General features: G+C 57.1%; 15 protein-coding genes and 2 pseudogenes. 8 read left to right on the top strand and 9 right to left on the bottom strand.

What is annotated here, in order from left to right:
* Positions 1-3 precede the first annotated feature (3 nt).
* The 4 genes from LOY69_RS15315 to LOY69_RS15300 all read right to left on the bottom strand — a co-directional run bounded on the left by LOY69_RS15315 (position 4) and on the right by LOY69_RS15300 (position 6,285).
* Positions 4-1,371 (bottom strand): hypothetical protein, encoded by a 1,368-nt coding sequence (locus LOY69_RS15315; protein ID WP_265073152.1) that lies wholly within the window; start codon positions 1,369-1,371, stop codon positions 4-6.
* Entirely contained in the window at positions 1,368-4,925 is a 3,558-nt protein-coding gene (locus LOY69_RS15310) for a hypothetical protein (protein ID WP_265073151.1), read from the bottom strand. Before LOY69_RS15310 ends, LOY69_RS15315 begins: the two co-directional genes overlap by 4 nt.
* A gap of 2 nt (positions 4,926-4,927) precedes the next feature.
* Entirely contained in the window at positions 4,928-5,857 is a 930-nt protein-coding gene (locus tag LOY69_RS15305; RefSeq protein ID WP_265073150.1) for a hypothetical protein, read from the bottom strand.
* A 92-nt stretch (positions 5,858-5,949) separates the two neighbouring features.
* Positions 5,950-6,285 (bottom strand): hypothetical protein, encoded by a 336-nt coding sequence (locus tag LOY69_RS15300; RefSeq protein WP_102879333.1) that lies wholly within the window; start codon positions 6,283-6,285, stop codon positions 5,950-5,952.
* Positions 6,286-7,087: 802 nt separating this feature from the next.
* Here LOY69_RS15300 and LOY69_RS15295 point away from each other — a divergent pair.
* The 7 genes from LOY69_RS15295 to LOY69_RS15265 all read left to right on the top strand — a co-directional run bounded on the left by LOY69_RS15295 (position 7,088) and on the right by LOY69_RS15265 (position 15,836).
* Positions 7,088-8,524, top strand: coding sequence for a hypothetical protein (locus LOY69_RS15295; protein WP_265073149.1), 1,437 nt, complete (start codon positions 7,088-7,090; stop codon positions 8,522-8,524).
* 11 nt (positions 8,525-8,535) lie between these two features.
* Positions 8,536-9,345, top strand: a complete 810-nt coding sequence (locus LOY69_RS15290; protein ID WP_265073148.1) for a hypothetical protein — start codon at positions 8,536-8,538, stop codon at positions 9,343-9,345.
* Positions 9,346-10,890, top strand: a complete 1,545-nt coding sequence (locus tag LOY69_RS15285) for a hypothetical protein (RefSeq protein WP_265073147.1) — start codon at positions 9,346-9,348, stop codon at positions 10,888-10,890.
* On the top strand, positions 10,890-11,939 hold the full coding sequence (locus LOY69_RS15280; RefSeq protein WP_265073146.1) for a hypothetical protein: 1,050 nt from the start codon (positions 10,890-10,892) through the stop codon (positions 11,937-11,939). Before LOY69_RS15285 ends, LOY69_RS15280 begins: the two co-directional genes overlap by 1 nt.
* Before the next feature lie 321 nt (positions 11,940-12,260).
* Positions 12,261-12,941 carry a hypothetical protein gene (locus LOY69_RS15275; protein ID WP_265073145.1) on the top strand — a complete coding sequence of 227 codons (681 nt, stop codon included), beginning with the start codon at positions 12,261-12,263 and terminating at the stop codon, positions 12,939-12,941.
* Between the two features lie 10 nt (positions 12,942-12,951).
* Positions 12,952-14,622, top strand: a complete 1,671-nt coding sequence (locus LOY69_RS15270) for a hypothetical protein (protein ID WP_265073144.1) — start codon at positions 12,952-12,954, stop codon at positions 14,620-14,622.
* 230 nt (positions 14,623-14,852) lie between these two features.
* Positions 14,853-15,836: a 5'-nucleotidase gene (locus tag LOY69_RS15265; protein ID WP_265073143.1), complete on the top strand. Its 984-nt coding sequence runs from the start codon at positions 14,853-14,855 to the stop codon at positions 15,834-15,836.
* A gap of 962 nt (positions 15,837-16,798) precedes the next feature.
* Here the strand turns inward: LOY69_RS15265 and LOY69_RS15260 are convergent.
* Positions 16,799-17,014 (bottom strand): annotated as a pseudogene (locus LOY69_RS15260) (IS3 family transposase); the annotation flags it as partial.
* 286 nt (positions 17,015-17,300) lie between these two features.
* Between LOY69_RS15260 and LOY69_RS15255 the strand changes: the two are divergent.
* On the top strand, positions 17,301-17,900 hold the full coding sequence (locus LOY69_RS15255) for a histidine phosphatase family protein (RefSeq protein WP_265073142.1): 600 nt from the start codon (positions 17,301-17,303) through the stop codon (positions 17,898-17,900).
* Here LOY69_RS15255 and LOY69_RS15250 read toward each other — a convergent pair.
* From LOY69_RS15250 to LOY69_RS15235, 4 genes and pseudogenes are all read right to left on the bottom strand, one after another.
* Positions 17,886-18,305: pseudogene (locus LOY69_RS15250) on the bottom strand (transposase domain-containing protein); the annotation flags it as partial. The gene LOY69_RS15255 and the pseudogene LOY69_RS15250 sit on opposite strands and share 15 nt — an antisense overlap.
* Positions 18,306-18,387: 82 nt before the next feature.
* Positions 18,388-18,900 (bottom strand): Imm15 family immunity protein, encoded by a 513-nt coding sequence (locus LOY69_RS15245; protein ID WP_265073141.1) that lies wholly within the window; start codon positions 18,898-18,900, stop codon positions 18,388-18,390.
* 117 nt (positions 18,901-19,017) lie between these two features.
* Entirely contained in the window at positions 19,018-20,163 is a 1,146-nt protein-coding gene (locus tag LOY69_RS15240; protein WP_265073140.1) for an AAA family ATPase, read from the bottom strand.
* Between the two features lie 14 nt (positions 20,164-20,177).
* Entirely contained in the window at positions 20,178-21,038 is an 861-nt protein-coding gene (locus LOY69_RS15235; RefSeq protein ID WP_265073139.1) for an RNA ligase family protein, read from the bottom strand.
* Between the last annotated feature and the right edge of the window lie 127 nt (positions 21,039-21,165).

The raw sequence follows: 21,165 nt of genomic DNA, 5'->3' as shown, positions 1-21,165 counted from the left end.
TGTTCAGACCGTCACAAACAGGGCCAGGTGATCGCTGGTGGAGCGGATGTGCCCCAGGTTGCGCCAGCCGCGGTAGCGTTGCCGATCGCCCACGGCGAATGCCGGGGCGGGGGCGGGGGGCGCCGGGATCCAGGCGAGCGGCGGCGCCTGGAAATCGCTGGCCATGGCCACCAGGCCCATGGGCGCACCGCCGGGCGCGGGGTTGACCACGTTCAGCGGCACCCCGACCACGGTGTTGGCAATGGTGAAATTGCCCGCTGCGCCGCCGCGCACCAGGATGTTGTCGATGGAATACAGGCTGCTGCTGTTGGACGAACCGATGTAGCGGTAGCCCGGATAGGGCACGGCCCCGGCGTTGGTCGACCAGAAGATGCTCGCGTTGCGACTGCGCAGGTGGGTGGCGAAGTAGCCGGTGTAGGCCTCCAGCGCCGGCGGCGGGGCCAGGGCCGGAGGTTGCAGTTGCAGGCCGTAGCCCAGGGCGGTGAGGGCACCATAGCGCCCCGGATCGTTGCCGTTCTGGCTCAACAGGTTGACGTTGAAGTCGCCGGTGATGATCCGGGTTTCCAGCGCGCCCAGGGCGGCGCTGATGTCGCGCACATTGGCCAGAGCGTTGAGGTAGGCATTGGCCGCGACATATTGCGGCGGCGAGTGGATGGCGAACAGCGTGAGGTTGCGCTGCACCACCTCCGGTGGGCCATCGACGGTTTCGCAGAAGGTCACCATGTAGGGTTCGCGCAAGCCGCCGTAGTTGATCGCGGCGCCGAAATTGTCGACGAACGCGACCCGCGCCGCGCAGCGGCTCTCGTTGAGGTTGCCCGGGTTCAGCGCCGTAGGCGGAATGGCCCGGTTGGGCACGCTGAAGCAGGTCTGGGTCTGCAACGCCGGGTAGTTGCCGGCGGCCGGCGGGGCCAGCACCTGGGGGTTGAAGCTGATGCCATTGCCCGCCGGCGACCAGGCGTTGGGGCCGGTGAACAAGCGCTTGCCCGCCGCCACGCCGCCGCCCGCCGGAATCACCGGCTTGTAGAACACCGCGACGCCCTCGGCGCGCCCGGCCTGGCCGACCACCAGGGGCGGCACCAGGTTCCAGGGCACGCCGGTCTGGTTGCGGATGCGCAGCAGCAGTTCGGCGCAACCCTGCCAGCCGCCGGTGGGGGAGATCAGCGATCCGGGGCCATGGCTCGGACCGCTGGCCGTCTCCACCACGACGAAGATGTCCGGGTTGAACGCGGTGATATGGGCCAGGATCAGAGCCAGTCGGTCGGCGGCGTCAAGGTCGGGAATCAGGGCGCCGTTGCGATCGCGCTTGGTGCTCAGCGGGCGGATCTTGTTGTAGCCGAAGCTCTCGATGTTCCAGTACAGGACCCGAGTCATGGCGTCACCTCCGATGGTCCGGTCAATGCCGGTTGCGTGGACTGGCCCGACTCCACGGCGAGCAGGCTGGCGGTCTTGCTCTGCGGGTCTTTGACGTAGGCGGCGTACCAGCCCAGGCTGCCGGAGGATTGCGGGTCGCCGAACAGGAAGAACTGCAGGGTGGCGCCCGGCGGCAACTTGGCGATGCCGAGGATCTTGATGCCGATATCGGTCAGTTGCAGGTTGAAGAACCTGGCCTGGGTGTCGGTCTGACCGGGGATGGTCTGGTACAGCAGTTTGATCGGCCCGGTGGAGACCTTGATGATGCCCTGCAGGGAAAACACGCTGGCCGACGGCGCGGCGCCGGGCAGGCTGAGGCCGACAAAAAGCATTGGGCTGGCGTCGCTGCTCTTGCTGCCGGGCGACCAGGCGATCAGCAGGTCGGACTCGAAACCGGTGCCCGACACCAGGGACCCGGGGGAGCCCATGGTGACCTTGTAGACGATGCCCGACCAGGCGCCCGACAGCGCCTTGAGCGCCAGGTCCTGCGGCAGCACCGGGAGGAAGCCATAGTCCGCGGGCTTTTTCTGCGCCGGTGCCTGGATGAACTGCTTGAGCTGCAGGGTGAAGCCCTTGTACAGACTCTGTCCGCGCACCTGGCTGGTGGCCGGGTCGAACCCGAGGTTGTCGGGGTTGAAGGCAAAGCCCACGGCATTGGGTGTGGCGCTGGGAAAGGCCATGGCGATTTCCAGGTTGGTGTAGGCCAGGCCCTGGTTGCTCGGGCTGCCGTCGGCGCTGCCGAAGGACAGCAGGTCGAAGGGCCCGTCCGAAGTCTTGAGCAGGGTGAAATCCAGCTTGCCCCACAGCAGAAAGCGGCTGGCGGTAGTGACCCCGCCGTCCGGGCTGCCCAGGGTGTTGAACTGGATGCGGTTGACCGAGGCGGCCGGCAGCACGTTGCTGTCGAGGTTGAACAGGTAGCTCTGGCTCTGCTCGAACACGTAGGTGGTGGTGTCGTTCTGTTGCAGGGCGCTGCCGTCGAGCACCATGGCGTTCACCGCGCTGGGCTGGCCGGCGCGCAGGGTGGCGCGGATCGGCGAGCCGAACAGCAGGTCCAGGCTCAGCTGGATGCGACTGTTGAAGGTCACCAGCCGGGATTGGCGGAACAGCGCCTGCAACTGCAGGACACTGAAGGCGTAACCGTTGCTGGTGCTCAGGGCCACCGGCATGTCCGGGGTCGCGCCGTTGGCCTGGGCCTGCTCATAGGCGGGGTTCTGGTAGTCGATCAGGCCGAACAGGGTGGAGATGCCCTGGATATCCAGGGTGTCGCCCTGTTGGCTGATGCGGCTGACACTGGCGCCAAAATGGTGGGCCAGGAAGCGGCTGTAGTCGATGCCGGCGGCGATGCCGGCCAGTTGCTCGGGCAGGCTGTCCAGGGGCAGGTCGGCGTTGAGCACCATGAAGCCGTTCCAGGCCGGGTCGCTGACCTGGGCGACGAAGTCGGCGTAGAGGCTGTCGGGGCTGGCCGCGGCCTTGGCTTCTGCGACAGCGATGAAGTCCTGCAGCCACTGGGACAGACCGGTGTAGGCCAGGGTTTCCAGGCCCGGCGCCAGGTCCGCGGTTTTCGAGAACGTCTCGGGCATGGTCCAGCGATTGGGGTTGTCGATGCGCTCCTTCAGGCTGCCGGCGCAGTACTTCATGATCAGCACATTGCGGTAGCTGGTGGTTTGCACGCCGACGCCGATGTTGGCGATAAAGCGCCAGTCGGCGATGTCCATGCGGTTGCTGAAGCTTGCGCCCTGGGTGAAGAACGGCAGCGGATTGACCCCCACCAGAAACAGCTGGTTGGTCTGCAAAGCCTCGTGCAGGGCCTCGCTGGGCTGCACGAAGGCAAAGTCCAGCGGCCCCTGGGTGGATGGCGAGCGGGCCAGCAGCACCTTGGCGTAGCCGATGCCGTCGGCGTCCAGGTCCACCAGCAGGCCTTGCGGGGTGGTCGCCCGATCAGGTTGTGCCGCGTCGGCGGTCAGCAGCCGTTGCAGGCGCCGGGCCCGCGCGGCTTGTTTGCCCGGCAGGGTCGCGGCGCTGATCAGGCTCTTGCGCGAGGCGGCGAGGATCTCGCTTTCAAACTGGGTCAGGTTGAGGCTGGCGTTGCTGCTGACCCCCGCGTAGGGCACCAGCGGGAAAGCAAACCCGGCGTCCTGGGGCAGCGGGGTGCTCGGCGCGGCCGGGGCCAGCAGCGGTGTGGCGCCGTTGCTGCGGCTCTGGCCATAGAGCGGGCTGCCGTCGGGCTGGGCGCTGTAGGCCGGGGTGGAGGCGCCGGCCACCAGGCTGCACCAGGAGGTCCGGTGCGCGCCGTTCAGCAGGGCGCTGACCGCGCCACTGGTGGGCGTGACCAGGCTGCTGGTCTGGAACGGAAACACCGGGGCATAGGCCGCTTGCGCCGCCAACAGGCGCAAGCGGTCGTTGTCCTGCGGACTCAGGGAAGAGTTGTAGGCGGTAAAGCTCAGCCACTCGGTGCCGAAGATCCCGCACAGCAGGTTCTGCCCGGCACTGGCGGCCGGCAGGCTCAAGCCAAAGTCGCCGGCCAGGGTCAGGCTGTAGCTGCCGCCTTGGGCACAGAACACCAGGCTGGCGGCGTAGGGCCGGGGCCAACCGTTGGCGTCCAGGCCATTGAGCGGGATCAGGCTGATCGGGTTGCCGGCGGTGCTGCGCCACTGGCTGGGCAACGCGGTCGTGCCGGTGTTGGCGAAGCTCATGGCAGTACGGATCAGACCGGCGGCCAGTTGCGCCGCAGGGATGTTCTGATTGAGCGGGTCCAGCGGGTCGAGCACGCCGCCCATGGTCAGTTTGGCGGGCATGCCGTTGGGGTTGAACACCGGGTAATTGAGCACGCTCTGGCCGCCTGTGGTGTTGGCCACATAGGTAAAGCCGGTCGGGAAATACTTGAGGGCGGGCTGGCTGCTGTAAGTCAAGGCGTAGGTCAGGCTGCCGGCCTGATTGCCGTCCAGGGGCACGTAGGCCAGCGGCTGTTGCGGCGGTGTCAGCTGCAGGCCGCTGTCGGCCGCCAGCTTGTCGATCAAGCCCATGGTGATGCCGGCATTGGATTTGAGGCGCAGGGCGTTGAAGTCCGGGTCGTATTTGACGTAGGTGCCGAAGTTGATGAAGAACGTCAGGCGATCGCCAAGCTGCAGGTTGAGGTTGTTCTGCACCTGGCTGGGGGCCGTCACGCTGATGCGCAGGCCGTAGCTGTTGAAGGCCTGAGGCGCCGGCAGGCTGGAGCCGGGCAGCCACAGCAGCGCGCGGCCGATGAAGTTGCGCTGGTCGACGGCGAATAGAAAGTCGTACAGGGCGTTGACGAATGCCGTGGGGTCGCTGCGCAGGGCGGCCGGTTCGCTGGGGGCGAACAGGTAATGGCCGGCATATTTGTCGAAGGCGTCGGCCGGGCTCAGGCTGGCCGGCAGGCTCCCGGGCGCGGTGCCTTTGGGCATGACATAACCGCGCCAGCCATAGCCGCTGGCATCCGGCAGGGCGTAGGCGGCGCTGTGGGCGATCTGCTGATAGTCGGACGTGCTGGTCATGTCTATCCCCTGCAATTGTCGGCGCGGCCACGGATCCACGACCAGTCGGCGACGCTGCCAACGTAGTGGTTCGGTGGGTTGTGACCGGACTGGAAAGTGCCATCCAGGCTGAGCTGCCCTTGCTGCTCCTGGGTGGCGGGACGAAAGTCCAGAAGTCCGCCCTCGATGCGCACCGGTCCGACGCTGGACTGACGCAGGCTCACCGGGGTGGCGGTGGCCATGAGGGTGTAGCGGTCGATCAGATCGCTGGCGTAATAGAAACTCACCTGGGCGGTCAGCGCGTTGCTGCTGTCGGCCTTGTAAGGGTCCAGCAGCTCCACGATCACCTGCAGGTCCGGCAGCAAGGGCTGGCGGTAGCGGGCCAGGACACTGGTGATCGGGCTCTGCCAGCGGATCAGGTCGCCACGATAGGCCTGGGTCACGGGTTTGCCGCTGTCGCGCAGGTTCTCGATGGTGAAGTCGGCCAGCAGGTGCGAAGTGTTGGGTGGTGCGCAGAAAAAGGCGCCCAGGCTGCCCCAGACTCGCTGGCCATCGCCGTTGGCCAGATTGAAGTCGGCGGTGGGAGCGGCGGCGGTCATGTTCAAGCCGGTCAGGGCGGCGTCGCCGAGGGAAACCTGGGCATTGACCCGGGCTTCGTTGCTGTCCACCACCAGCACGAACATCACCGGACCGACCTGGCGATTGACCTTCATCCCGGGCAGCAGCACGGGGCCCGGTACGCAAGGATCATTGGTGGTGGCAGAGGAGGAGGGCGAGAGGTCGACGCAATCCGCGGCTGGCGCGATGGCATCGCTGCTGGAAAGGGCCTGGTCGTGGCTGCTGGATACCGTTGGCAAGCGGCTGCCGGTGGTCATCAGCCACATTGCAGTCGCCAGGATCGCGCCGAGGGTTGCCCAGAGAATCCGGGTGTAGAGCATCCGTTGCCTGGTCACGCGAGGGTACCGTCCATGTCCCATATTGCATGAAGCAAAGCCGGCGCCATGCCGGCTTCGCAAATGGGCTCCGGCCTAGGAGCCCGAGTCGATCACGACAGGGTGAAGGTCCCGATGTTGGTGTTGTTGAACGGTGTTTCCGAGCCGCTGTCGATAATCACCCCGGTGAACAGGATGCTGAACGCCGAGCCCACGTTCTGCAGTTTGACCTGGGCACCCTTGCGCAGGATGACCGGGCCGGCGGAGGTGTCAGCGCTGAGAGTCTGGACAGTTGCGGTGTTGTTGACCTGGGTGGCCCACAGCAGGTTGTTCTGATAGCTGAAGGTCACTTTGGTGGTCTGGTTGGGGTCGCCGTTGTAGGTCGCGGTGGACTGGCTGTTGATGGTCAGGGGGGTGGTGACGGTGTTTACCGAGGTGAAGGCGTTCATGTTGAATATCCTTTTCGTGTGTTGGGCATGATTCAGCTGGCTGAACCGGGTGAGAGTCTAGGTGTGCTTCTTGGTCTGTCGAGGTCGCTGAACAAGCGTTCGAAAGGCGTTTTTGACCCTCTGGCGATGCTCCGGACACACCGCGTTTAGCGCTGTAGACCGCATAACTTAAAGGCTCTTTGCCTGAATGCGAGCTCGAGGAACAAGGCCTCTAATAGCGTTTTGTTATCACTGTTAATACAAAATAGTTGGACACTCCCGAGTTTTGCGTCGATGCCCACGGATAGAGTGAAACCGCAACTAAGCCGGCAGTTGTGGGGCGAGGGGATATGGGAAAGAGGGCAGTCCATAGGCGTCACCAATTGGATTTTCGAGATCCTGGCGCTCTATGCTTCTGAGCTCTTTGAGCAACGGTTTTGCCTCCTCAACGCTCCTTACCAGGGTACTCATCGATCAGCTCGCAGAACGGTTAAGTCTGGCGAATTTTACTGGATCCCGTGAGGGCGCGTGGCGGGGAAGATGGGAATTCTAGAGCGACGGCTAGCGGTTCTTGTTGTCCAGTCCTAATAGGCCTTAGGTAAGTCCCGTTAGTCTGCAAACCAACGTTGCCTACTTGCCACGGAACAGTAGTACGGTCATCATTTTACCACCTTAGTGGCTATTTGATGTGAATGTACGTTACGGACGACGAAGACTCCTGAGCCCACCCTCCAAAACGATAACAACGGCAATCCATGTCGCGGAGTTCGCACGCGCATAGAGAGTCATAAGTCGTTGAAAAATAACGAGTATAAATATTCCGATGCATTTTATAAAACGACTCTTTGCTTTTATTGCATCCATTTTTTCGAGCCAGGAAACAGAGCACAGCGATCCGCTCATACCGAAAATCGACCCTGAAAAGATTAAAAAAAAGCTCGATCTCCAAAAAATCGCTAGAGAGCACGGCGCTAAGGGAATCCCGAGAAGCACTGACACACAGTTGACTGCTGCCGAGCACGCCGTTCGTGCGGAGCTAGGCCGGATGCGAGAGCAGACGGTGAAATACGGTGAGCAGCGCATCAAGCAGATCCAGAACCGCCTCGACTCGATCGATATCACGCTGGAAATGAACCGCGCTATTGAGATGGGAAACGAGTTTATACGCACGTCCGACCATTACCTTACGCGTGAGGACGCTCGCATTAAGGACTTTGGCGCAGATACGAGAACAAAACTTCAGATTCTCAGTGATTTTCGCAACGAGAATCGCCTGCCAAATATTCCTGCGAAATGCCTCAGTGGCGGCGATAAATTTCTGAAGATAATGCTGGTGCTGGTCTGTTGTGTCGGGGAGGGTGTTCTCAATGCCACATTTTTCGGCTCGGGTCTGGAAGGTGGTTTGCTAAGCGGGTTCTCGATGGCTTTCATGCTGTCGTTTTTCAACGTGTTTATCTGTTTTTTCGCGGGGCTTGGTTTTAGGTACAAAAACCATGTCAAAGGCTCACGACGGCTCGGAGGGTGGGGATCTTTCACTTTGGCACTCACCGTCATGCTGGTGTTAGGGGTGTTGATCTCCTATTTCCGCTATGTATTGACCGTCTACGAAGACGGGAGTCAAAACGCCTTCCCGCTGCTCTGGCAGAGCGTTCTCGAGGGTGTATTCCCCATTCAGGATTTCGAGTCACTGATTTTGTTTTTCGGAACAATATTTTTTGGATGTATCGGCGTATGGGATGGCTACAGCTTTACAGATCGCTATCCGGGCTATGCAGGTGTCTGGGTTCAATATGCCGAGGCTCACCGCAACTACATCGAACTGATCGAAGGACTGCGAAACAAGCTTGAAAGCGAGAAGGCTGACGTACTGCAGAAGATTGATAGCGGTGTGCAGGTAGCTGAAAAGGCGATCCAGACCTTCAAATTCAACATGAACCAGAAGTCGGTCGTAAAAAAACAGGTGAGCGAAACATTGGTCATGGCTGATGAAACGCTGCAGAGCCTGACCCGGTATTACCAAAACGAAAACATGATGGCGCGTCCCAATGATGCTCCACCACCTGAGTATTTCGATCACCCGGTGACCTTTGGAACACTGGAAATGCCGGACTTCGGAGTTCAAAAAGATGAGGCGCGCCTGGATGCGCAGGAGCAGTTACTGCGCGAATTGGTCGCTGAGGTTGAGCCGATTCGTGCAAGAGTCCAGTCGTCCTTCAATCACCAACACAACCAGCTTCAGCCATTGCAGGACTTGGTATAAGGGGGATAGTAATGTCGGTTTATGCCAAGCGTGAAAGTCACGTTGGGAGTTGGGTTTGGGGAAGCGTTCTCGGCGTTGCAGTAATCTCGCTGCTCTGTGGCGTTGGCTACTACAAATTGAACCACGAGACTTTGGACAAAGAGACGCTGTGCCCAAGCAACGGCGCGAAAGGCCAGTACGTAGTGTTGATTGATAATACCTCGCCGTTCCCGTTCACTCAGAAAGCTGCTTTGGCCCAGCGTCTCAAGTCGATGGTGCTGAACGACATACCGGAAGGCTACCTGCTCTCCGTGTTCTTGCTTGGGGAGAAATTCGAGCAGCACGAAAAGCCTATTTTCGAGCGCTGCAACCCAGGTCAATGGAGTGATCGAAATCAGCTCACTTCGACCAAGAAGTTTGTCGATAAGGATTTCAATGAGAGGTTTGCCAAGCCACTCGACGCAGTGGTGCGACAGATTTCACTCGACGAGCACAGCAAGCTGTCGCCCATTTTTCAGATGCTCCAGCTGGTGGGTATCAATGGCTTCGACCATGCCAATGTGAAAGGTGATCGCAAGCTCATCATCTACTCGGACATGCTGGCGAATATGCCTGACTTCTCAATGTATAAAGGTACACCGCTCAACTACCCGGATTTCGCTAAATCTCCCTATGGTCGCAACGCACAGGCACCAGGACTGAGCGGTGCCAATGTGACGATCAACTTGCTGGCAAACGAACAGCAAACCCCACAGACCAATCGTCTTGGCGATTTTTGGGCTCACTATTTCGAAGCCAATGGGGCATCGGTTGAAACAATTGCTGCCATGGAGGGTTTGTAAATGGAACCGAACAAGCTCGTCCATCGAGTGAAGACCTATTTCTTCGCCGCTCTAGTCCTCAAGGCAGGTTTTGCCTACGCCAGCCTCCAGTTGAACGATCCGAAATGGTTGGGCTTTGCGCTTCCGTTGTTGGTAATGGGTGGTTACTGGATAGTGGGCTACCACGTAAGAAGGAAATGGAACACTCAACTCACGCTCGCAAAATTTGCGGACTCGGTGTACTACCTCGGTTTTCTATTCACTGTGTTCAGCATCATTGTCTGCCTGATCGACATCAAATCCATTGGTGACAATCTCAATGGCATGGCTGCCCGTTTCGGCGTGGCCATGGTGAGTACCGCCATCGGCATGGCGGCGAGGGTGTTTCACACAGGTTTTAGGGTGGACACCAGTGATGCGGTGAAGGGAGTCGAGGAGCGCGCCATTCAGTCGGCCGAAAGCCTGGCCATGTCGTTTGATGCTGCCAGCCAGCAACTTGAAGTTTTCAGGGATCAGGTTATGGCCGCCGCCAAGGAAGCCGTGCAGAGCGTCCATGAACAAATCACAGCCATCTCCCAGCACAGCACCAATGCAATGGAGGCTTTTTTTGCGAACGCTACCCGCCAAAGCAACGATGCCTTCGAGCGCATCCTCACGCAAGCCAACGATGCGAGTACGGATTTACTGACCACCATCAATGGTCTGCGTGAGAAGAGCGAGCAGACGCTCGATCGCATGGAAACGCACGCTCTCGATTTCGGCAAGAAAGCTCAGGATAGGCTAGATCAGACCTTGTTCCCTGATGACCTGTTCTCGCAAAAGCTCAACCCGGCTATTGATGCGCTGTCCGGCACCACAGAAAGCCTCAACGAAGGCGTTTCGACGTTGGCTCTCGACGTCAAGACAGCAGCCAGGATGGTGGGCACTGCTATTCGCAGCTTGAACACCAAAACTGAATCGATAGGACAAGCTGTTACTGCCGTAGGCTCGATCGTTGAAAGTCAGGAGCGCCTCGTGGAGTCGATGAAGGCGCAGAGTCAGGAGGTGATGGAGCGAGTAGAGCGCCTCCAGAAGGACTACCTGGATTCGTTGGATGATCAGCGGGAAGACTTCATGGAAGACATGAAGGCTAATCAGCAAGTGTTCGCCAAGGTGGCCGACAAGCTTGAAGAGCTGCGTACCACAGTAAAAGACGACAGCACATTAGAGCGTTTCACCCAGGAAGTAACGGGGGCGCTGAACGCCATCAGTGTTGCTGGTATCAAAAACAACGAGGCGCTCGCTGACAACATGCGCACCACGCTCACGCCTTTGGTAGACGCGGTGATGGCCAGTACCGATGCGCATAAAGTGTTGGCTGCCAATGTCGAGTCAAGCAACCGCGGACTCGAGACGGCCCATTCACATTTGTTGGACGAGCTAATGGGCAAGATTGATCTCATCAGCAATCCTGAGATGCGTTCGCCAAGCATTGGTGAAACAGCTCCGGGCTCGTCACTCGAATCGATTGCCGAGGCAACATTGGCGTTGGAGAATTCGAGCCCGGCTGACATGAGAACTGCCTGATGAGTTCTAAAAACGATCAGGTATTTCAGCTCTCACTTACCGAAATTTGGATCATTCTGTGTTTCATTCTGCTGTTGTTGATGGGCTACAAGGTTTGGGAGCTCACCCATAAGAATACGGAGATGGCAGACAAAATCTCCTCCTATCAGAATAACGATGATCGCGAACAGGCGATCAAGCGTGCGAGTGATGAACTCAAAGCGCGAATGGTTTCGCTCAAGGTGAAAAATCCAGACGAGATCATTTCGAAGCTCGTCGACGCCTCCAAGGCAAAAGAAGAAGCTGGCCGCCTCAAGGTGCTGCTGACTCAGAAAGATGAACAGCTGACTGCTCTGGCCGCGATCGATAAGGCCTTGCAGGAAGCTGGCAGTAAAAACAAGGGCGAAGATGCCAAGCGCCTGATCCTTGAAACGATGATGTCGTTTGATCAGCTGAAAAAGCTTGTGGTCAATCCAGACGAGGAAAAGGACGCTCAGCCCACAGATGTCATCAAGCGAATAGGTGCACTCCAGGCAACCGAGCAAATGCTGAAAACGGCGTTAGGGCAAGAAGGCGTCCCGACCTCCGAGCAAATTTCAGAGCTCGTCAAAAATGCAGAAGCCTTTGCTCAGGCTGAGAAGCAGGGGACGAACCCGGTAACGCTGCAGAAAACCAACAGTGATCTGAAAGGGCAGGTTCAGTTTCTGCAGAACAAGCTGAATAGGGGTAAGGGAGGTGACCTCCCACCTTGCTGGGCGAATGAGGCAGGTAAGGCCGAGATGTTTCTCACGGTCTACTTGAAGGACGACTCACTGAGCTTTGAGCCCGCATGGCCGCCGACTCGTCAAGCGGATGCAGAGGCACTTCCGAACTTCTCCGCGCTGATGTCGAATACCTCTCGGACGTACGAGGATTTTCTTCAGGCTACTCGCCCCATTTCAGATTTGGCCAACCAGCGCGAATGTAAGTTCTACGTTCGATTGGCGAGTCAGATTCAGGGCGCGGTTATGTCCGACCGGCGTCGGTTGATGATAGAAACGCAATTCTACAAGGTTGAAGTCAGGCGTTAAGTCTTACGCTTCTCAGTCCTTGCTGACGGCTTCAGAAGCAAAGTGAGTTTGACTCTCGCAGGGCCGTGATCACGACCCGACTAATCGCTGCTGTATCTCCGCGTATGGCAAGGCGAACACGACATTCCATGTTGAAAATCTCAGTATTTAACGATCGCACCGTTCCCCAGTAACAGGGGCATTTTTTCGATCATTTGAGTTGGTACTGGATCCTCAATTGGCATTTCTGACGCCATCGACTCCACAAAGGAAGCTGTATCTAATGCGTCCGACAGAGTTGTCGATGTTGTCAGCGATGCTTACGACTCCACTATCACCACTGTGTCTGAGACTTCGGAAAAAGCTACGGCAGCTGCATCGAATGCTTTCGACGTCACCCACAATACCGTTTCCAACGCTGCGGGCGTCGTTGCTATTGCCATCGCTGACACCTATGAATCGACACGGGACGCATTAAGCAGCAGTTTCGACTCATCCAAGGATTACGTCGGTAACTTTGGCCAATCCATGACTGAGTTCTGGGCCTCCCGCAAAAATCGCGAAAACGCAAAGATCAAGGAGGCGGAGTCCAGAGGAGAGGCAAAGGTAAAGGCGTTGTATTTGGAGCGCGAAAATAGATTTGAGTCGGCACTTGAAAAGGCCACCTCCCGCATTAAGGACAACGACAGTTATTTCCAGATGCTCATAGCCATGCAAGCTGTGGCTCAAGCGTGTGCAACCTGCGATGGCCAGGTGAGCCGGGACGAACAGGAGCAAATCGACGAATTATTACTAGGCATGGGGGCAAAGTGGCTGCCTCCCCAAGTTCGTAGCGCTCTGGATGCTCAGATCGCCCAGCCTCCCTCGTTAAAAGAAGCATTCGCGATCGCGCAGGAAGTTGGCAGTGATGCTCAAGACCTGTTCCAGGAGATCATTCGTTTTGTGATTCACCTGGATGATGAAGTCACGGATGCTGAGACGCGATTCTTGTCCAGTTGGGTTCAGTTGCGCGCCAGCGCTTAAGGAGTGTGACATGACGGATCGGATCGATCGCTTCAAAGCCCGCCGCCAACTGCAGAAACAGCTACGCGAGCAACCCGTACTCATCGCTCTTCCAACACCCGCAGACGCTTTAGCGATGCTGCAACAACCCATCGACACCCAGCGAGTCGACTTAGCGTTCAGCGCCCTTTCAGTAGACCTCGATACGCATGTCACCGACGCGCAGCTTGATGCAGCGCTACAAGATTTCACAAAGACTTATGATGGGGAACGTTTTGATCAACTGATGCGGGACAGTCGCCGCGAGGTTCTCCAAGCGGTGGCAGTTCCATTTGGCCTGGGTAAGGTTCTGGCTGCCTACGACAAGGTGGGGGGTAACGTAGATACCATCCACAATGCCCGCAAAGAGGTTTACGCAACCGACGAGGCACGCGACAAGTACGCGAAAGTTCCTCCTATGGACAAGGCCATTCGTAAACCTTTTGATCGTGACTCGCGCTACATTGATAAGAACCGTGTGGACACTGCTGATCAGGCAGCAGGGATTCTTAAAGACGCCTACACGGGCGAGATCTTTTCCCCGAAACAAGTCGATAAACGTAACCTTGATCATACGATTTCAGCTGCTGAAATCCATCGAGATCGTGGTCGAGATCTCGCAGGTCTTGATGCCATATCCCTGGCAAACAGCGAGTCTAATTTGAACCCTACGAAGGAGCGTTTCAACCAATCCAAAGGCGACCAGAAAGTAGAGGCCCTGGTTAAGCGCCTGCAGCAAGAAAGCCCTGGCCGGCGTGAACGGATAGCCGAACTGCAAGCCAAATCCGAATCAGAATTGACAATCAAGGAGCGGAACGAGCTCAAGCTCAGCCTGGAGAAGCAAACCATTGCTGACAACCCAGACCTGATTCTTGCCAAGGACAAGGCTGCTCGCGCAGAGTACGAAGCGAAGCTTCACGACGCCTATTATAAGAGTGAAAAGTTCAAAAAAAACTTGCTTGACACCAGTGTGAAGGAGGGCGGAAAAATGGCCTTCCAGCAAGCGTTTGGTCTCATGCTTGTCGAATTTTTTGCGGCGAGTTTTGACGAGCTTCAGGATTTCTATCGTAACGGTGCCAGTCATGATCGCTGGTGGGCAGAGCTGCGTTCCCGGATGGAGCGGGTGGCATCGCGAGTGGGTAGTAAATGGAAGGAAGCCCTAGCGGCCGGCGGAGCCGGCTTCGTTGCTGGTGTGCTTTCAAACCTGATCACCGTTTTCCTAAATACCTTAATGACCACTAGTAAACGCGTGATTCGCATGTTTCGAGAAGGTTTCATGTCTCTATTACGCGCACTCAAAACACTGACAATGCCGCCGAAAGGGATGGCCTTTAGGGAAGGCGCTCATGAAGCCTTGAAGGTTATCTGTGCCGGCGCAGTGGTCATTGGCGGCGTTGCACTGGAGGAGTTTATTGAAAAGTCTATATTGACCATTCCTGGTCTGGGACTGATTGGCCCTGTCGTTTCCGCAGTCATCATCGGCGCGTTGACTGGAGTTACAAGCGTCTTTGTCGTGTACATGATCGATCAGCTGGATCCTCTAGGAGTAAATCGCAGCCGAGAACTGGAAGCTCTGCACAAGCATTTGGATTCGGAATTGGCAGAGGTTATGGGGCGCAATGACAGCCTGCTGATTACGCTTGAAGCGACGCTTGAGTGCTAGGTTTAAGACTCTGATTATTGCGGAGCAGAAGACCATGATTTGCAAGTAAACGCCCACCGAAGTCATCTGAAACGACTCAGGTGGGCATCCACGGGCACGCCGATCAGGGCGTCAACGCATTAATGAGATGCGCATACGGATCCTCTTTACTAGTCGTACAAATGCGATCACGCCCAGAGCACCCTCAGTGCCCGTCAAAGTTTGCGCTCAAAGGATCGAGAGAGGTTGCAATGCCTTACGAATTAGAAAACCGCTTGGTGATCGGAGTGGCTTCCAGCGCTGTGTTTGACCTAGTGGCATCGGACGCTGTGTTTAAGAGCCAGGGGGAGGAGGAGTACCGCAAATTTCAGCAAGAACATCTCCATGACCCGCTACCAAAGGGGATTGCGTTCCCTTTCATCAAGCGTTTGTTGTCTGTGAATGACCTGAGCGACGATCCTGAGGATCCGCTTGTAGAGGTGATCCTTCTTTCGCGGAATGATCCTGACACCGGGCTGCGTGTACTGAAGACAATCGAGCACTATGGGCTGGGGATGACCAGGGCGATTTTCATGCAAGGAAAATCCCCGTATGAGTACATCCCTGCACTGAATATCGCGTTGTTTTTGTCTGGTGAAAAGAAAGACGTGGAGGGCGCGATTAAGGCGGGATATCCGGCAGGGCAGGTGCTTGACTCAAAATTCGAGGACGATGAAACTGACAAAACCCTGCGCATCGCATTCGACTTTGATGGCGTACTCGCCGGCGATGAATCTGAATCAATCATGCAGTCTTCCGGGCTGACAGAGTTTCATGCCCATGAGGTGAAGAACGTCATGCAGCCTCATAACCCTGGACCGCTGAAGGAGTTCATGGTGCGGATATCCAAGATCCAAACCGTCGAGGAAAAGCACAAGAAGCTCAATCCTGAATACGAAAACCGCATACGCGTCTCGATCGTCACCGCCCGCAATGCTCCGTCACATGAGCGTGCGATGAATACGCTCAAGAGTTGGGGCGTCATGGCTAACGACGCTTTCTTCCTGGGTGGCATCGAGAAAGGCAAAATTTTGGGCGTATTGAAGCCGCACATCTTCTTCGACGACCAATCCGGGCATCTTAAATCCACCAGCGCGGTTGCGCCGTCTGTGCACATTCCTTTCGGCATCACCAACAATGTGGCAGCGGAGGTTGAGGTTGCGCCTAATGTTGGACAGGTTGATGAGGCAGTGTGAGACGGTTACTTGAGATTCACTTGCTGGTGCTGAAACCCCGCGTCTTGTGAGTGCGACTTGGTTTACATAGGGGGATCAGACTTGTCCGTTTGGATGGTAGCGAAGATAGCTTTTCCTACAAGCGCTGCATCACGGGCGTCATCCAGTCATCCCACGGTAAGGTATGCGAGGCATTGAGATTTACCGTGCGCTCTCAACTGATCGCATTTCGTGATGCGCTTGGACTGCCGGTGAGGTGTGCAACAAACGACCGGAAGCGGAGAGAACCTCACGTTGGTAGATCAAAAGGTATCTTCAGAATTTGAGGAGTACCATCGCCTCCATGCTGAAGTTCAGCCACTAGTGAAGGCCGCCAATGTGACGAAGGGAGGGCGGGCTGCCGTACCGTTCACTTAACTCAACTAAATAAACATTTAGTTGAGTTAAACAGTCCTTTATGGCTCCCGAGTTTTCTCGTTGATATTCGACCTCAGTAGCTAATCGTGCACCGGCGGTTGAGACTGAAACGATCTGACAGTGAGCGTCAGCCATTTTTAAAAGATGTCTCGTATCCTGGCGCTTTGTTGCACTGAACGAGCCTCGTCGAAATGTCGGCATACGGCGTCTCGATCCCACAAAAAATGACCAAACCATGCGTTATGGCCGATGCTGCCAGAATTAAAAAACAATGAAATGGAGATTGCCGAGGTGGTTGATTGCTCGCGAAGGCGCGGATTGCGAGGCTTTCGGGTGGAAACGCTAGGCGCCATCTCTAAGGGAGGGCCACATCACGAAGAGGCCGGAGGTTGGAAGGCCAGGAGCAGGCTCTGCAAATCTGGCCTCCACTGGCCCAGAAGCCTCAATACAAATATTCGCATAATGTATATTATGTTAAATCATATGCCACTGAATCGCCCCGGATTCTCTAGACACCTTGCAAACTCATTGCGTAACGCTTTTCAAACTCTACCGGCGACAGCTGAACCGACCTCGCGCAGATCGTCATGGATTTTGCGAATGCTTGATCAAATCCAGTAATCGCTGATTGTCTTTAGCACGTGCAGATTGCGGATCAGACAACCAAGTATGCGGCGGCCTGCTTCAGTGACGCGCTTGAGTTCTGCTCGCAGACGACGCAGTTCAGTGTGTTGATCATCGTCTTGCTGTCGTTCTTCTAGAGGTTTGCTGTAGGGCTTCATTTATCCAGGCATGTAGGCTAAGGCAAAGAGGTATCTAGAGAATGGGCGATTTAGTCTACCTCCCCTGCCAGGCCGCTGACTGGGAGAGATTCCACCTCAAACCAAACTGATGCGAGTGCACGATCTGCCCAACAGCTTCGGACTCTATGGTGGGGGATGCTTATCTCAAATCTGGCAATCCCTGTGTAAGCGTCTGAGGAATACACCTGTCCCAAAACCCGGTCTTGGTGCGTTCACCGGCGATGGAAAGGTACAATCTATCTCTTATTTCGTTGAGACGGATTTCATGCATTTATACATCGTGCGGCATGGTGAAACCTGGGCTAATGCCGAACATCGATACCTTGGATCTCTTGATCCAGAACTTACCGCGCTGGGCCGCCAGCAAGCTCAAACGCTTTGCGAGCAATTGCCCGCAAGCCTTGATGTACTTGTCGTTTCTCCACGCCTCAGGGCGGTACAAACCGCGAGTATTCTGAACGAACGCCTCAAGCTCTCGCCTGAAATAATGGATTGCTTCAGAGAGCGGGATGTCGGCGTTTTCGAGGGGTTGACCCAAGGCGATGCCAAGAAGCGCTATCCACAACTCTGGTCGCAAAACATCACGCGACTTTGGGATGCTGGGCCGACCAATGGTGAATCGATCTCTGACGTTGTGAAACGAGTGCGAGACGGTTTAGCTGAGCTGGAATCGAAATATCCCTCCAAAACTGTTTTGCTTGTAGCACACGGCTTTGTTGCAAAAGTAGTCCGAGCACTGGCCATAGGAGACTTTTCAGACTTCTACGAATGGCAACTTTCAAACGGTAACATGCTGTTTTTGCAAAGCTTCAATATACCTATACAAGATTTTGAAACTCTGAGACGCTCTCTACCCGTAGCTTGATGTCGGCTGCTGCCAGCTTTGCGGCAGCAGCTCCGTAATCTCACTTGCCCGCTGCGTCGGTAGACGAGTCAGCACGTCCTTCAAATACGCATACGGATCATGCCCATTCATACGTGCCGATTGGATCAAGCTCATGATCGCCGCCGCCCGCTTGCCGCTGCGCAGCGACCCAGCAAACAATCAGTTTGACCACCCAAGCGCCCACGATTGGATCAAGTTCTCGATCTGGTTGTTGTCGATGGGGCTGTAATCCAAGGCCTTTGCCGTAGCCGAGCCATCGGGCACAAGCTCGCGTTGGGCGAGCATCCACTCATGCAGTTTTTCAGCGATGGGTACCGCCGTTTTCTGGCGTAATCGCCAACGGTCTTCGTCGCTCATTTCCTTGGCATAGTGCTGACTTGAGTAACACCTACAGTGCTACGGACTGAACGTTAACTTGGCGCCAAAGAAATTTCTCATCTTCATCGAACAGACGAGTTCTTTGCACTCAACAAGTCCTGGGAACAGCAAAGACCCTTACAATCTCCTCAGCGCAAACGGCGTCATGAAATCTACTTTCATAAAAATCAAAAGCAGTTTCTACCCCGCAGTTAGAAAAATGGCTTTTTACTTCTTGCATCTCCCACGACTCAAGACCTCCATCATTTTCTCGTACTTTTTCCAAAAAACCGACCGAGGCCGGCTTTGGATAAATAAATATATTAGGTATGAGGATGCCTTGTTCCTCCAACCCCTCAAAGTCTGTAAAGCTCACGGCAAAAAACACACTTTCACTTCTTGATGCTTCTAACAATCTTAAAGTATTCAAAAGAAACACAGCGAGCCCTGTCAGAAAGTTAGAAGCCCCGCTGCCGCTCAGCTCATCCTTCAAGAGCTTTAAGCGACTGTATCTTGACACAAGTGGAATTTCTTCAAAGCTTTCATAGTTCTCGAAGAATACATCCATGTCATTGTACGGTTCTTCGCTGATTATTTTGCTGTAGATATCTGTAAGCTTCATTTTTAGGAGGGGCTCCATCCGTACTTGTTAAGTCATTTATTTATTTTCTTTTGCTCTGCTATAAACTTTGAATGCTTTTAATGAAGTGCGGACTTATATCAGGAACGTAAGTGCCACTCACCCCGTCACCGCCTGATAAACCACCCGGTGCGCCTCGGTCGGCAGCGGCACTTCCCACTTGAACAACATGCGGCGGATATCATCGTTGCGCAGCGAGGTGTCGCGCTTCTGGTTGCGCCGCATGATTTCGTCTTCGGGCCGCTCCAGGTAAAGAATTTCCACCTCGGCGCCGTAGCCGTAGAGCAAGTCCAGGGTGCGGTTGCGCATCTGCGCCGACAGGTGCGTGGAGTTCCACACAAAGGGTTTGTGCTCGCGCAACAAGGCCTTGGCCCGGTCGATGGCGTAATGCGCAGCGGCGCCTTCGTTCTGTCCGTGGCGCAGGCCCAGGGCCTGGCGCGCGTCGTCGAACGACACCACCGGCAGCTCCGGGTAATGTTGCGCGGTCCAGGTGTCCTTGCCGCTGGCCGGCAGGCCCGAGAGCATCACCACCGACGAGCCCTGCGGCGCGTGCAGTGGGTAGTCGGGATGTACCCGGGCGCCACGCAGGTACTGAATGCGTGTGTACTCGTCGACAAAGGCCCGCGGCCCGTGCAGGCAGCCCTCCTCCTGCGCCAGTTCGCGCCACAGTTCGATGGCGTCCAGTACATCGGCCTTGCCGGCGTAATCGCGGCCCTGCATATCGGCCTCAGCCACGGCACAGAGCATCCATAGCGGCAGTTCCCAGGACAGTTTGTGCAACAGGAACTCAGCGCTGCGGCCGCTGCGATCACCCTGCAAGGCGAAAAACGGCACCTGGTGCACGGCGATGATGCGGCAGATCTGCTCGCGCAGCTCGAATGGCACGCCGGCGCGCCACAACAGCAGCCGCGCATCCACTGCGCCCCGGCGCGAGTGACCGGGCTGGCCGATACGCCCGGTATCCGGGTCGATCACGGTGGTGTCGGGCTTGGCGATATCGTGCAACAGGGCGGCGAAGAACAGCACAAAGCGCTGCTCGGCGCTGGCCTGCTGGTAGGCGGGTTGGGCCAGCAAGGCTTCGACTACCAGGCGGGTATGAATCCACACATCGCCCTCGGCGTGGTAGGTCGGGTCTTGCGGTGTATCGGCCAGGCGCGCCAGGGCCGGGATGGTCGCCAGGCAAGCGGCGACGTCCATATCGCGCCCCGGCTCGGGGACCAGTTGTTGCAGTTGTCGAATATCCATATCGGGATGCTCCTTCAGTAGCCGTGGCGTGGGCCCTGCCAGTCCATGGACAGGCGCGGGGCATAGAGGTCGACGCCGTCGGCCAGCTGATTGGGGATGAAGGGTTGGTTGGCATGGTGCTGGTCGGCATCGAGGATGGCCTGGACGAAGTCCTGGCGTACCCACTTGAGTCGGCCGAGGGTCTGCTGCTCGTCCTCGAGCTTCAGGTACAGGCCTTCCATGCGGCTGGAACGGTCGCACTGGCGCCAGGCACGGGCCAGGTCGAGGCCTTCGCGGCGCACCACCTGCTCGAACACCTCGCGCCAGCGCTCGGTCTTGGCCAGCGAATCGCCCACCAGCGCCATCAGCTCGGCATGCCGGCGCGGCGCCGGGCCTTCGTACAGCACCGGCACCGACAGCACCGGCCCTCCCTCAAGCAGGCACCGGCGCGCCGCGGTGGAGAGGAACAGCCCTGTGGCGCGGTCCCACACATCAAACTCGCAGAAATAATGTGGCAAGCGGTCGTAGAACACCGAGTGCTTCTTGTGCAGCCATTCGCCATACAGCACGAAGCGATCTTCCAGGCGCTCCAGCAACCAGTGTTCGTGAGCCACGGCCCACTGCTTGAACAGATTGAACTGGCGCTCGCGACCACCGCCAGTGAGGTAGTGACCGCGAGATTGCAGGCGCAACTCGCCGCTTGCGCTGAAGCTGATGCCGGCGTTGGCGCCATCGAGTTTTTCTTCCACCACCAGCCACTGCCCGGCCAGGGCGGCATAGCGCACCTGGCCAGTGTCAGTGTCGCCATCTTGCAGGCGCGAGCCTTGCAGATGGGGCGTGCGGGGGTATTTGAGCAGTTCCAGGTTGTGCGCGGTGGCACGAACATCCGTGTGCATGGGTTTGTCCTCGAAAACAGAGAAAAACCAACGACAGGATCAGGCAGGCATGGCAATCAAGCGCCGCCGCGCATAGGCACGGGCAGACATCAGGCAGGATGGACCGTCGTCGGTATCAGGCGTGTTG

Origin of the sequence: Pseudomonas sp. B21-059 (assembly GCF_026016285.1) — a bacterium.
Lineage (GTDB): Bacteria > Pseudomonadota > Gammaproteobacteria > Pseudomonadales > Pseudomonadaceae > Aquipseudomonas > Aquipseudomonas danubii.
Note: the sequence above shows the minus strand (reverse complement) of the source record. Positions and strands in the feature narration are given on the sequence as shown.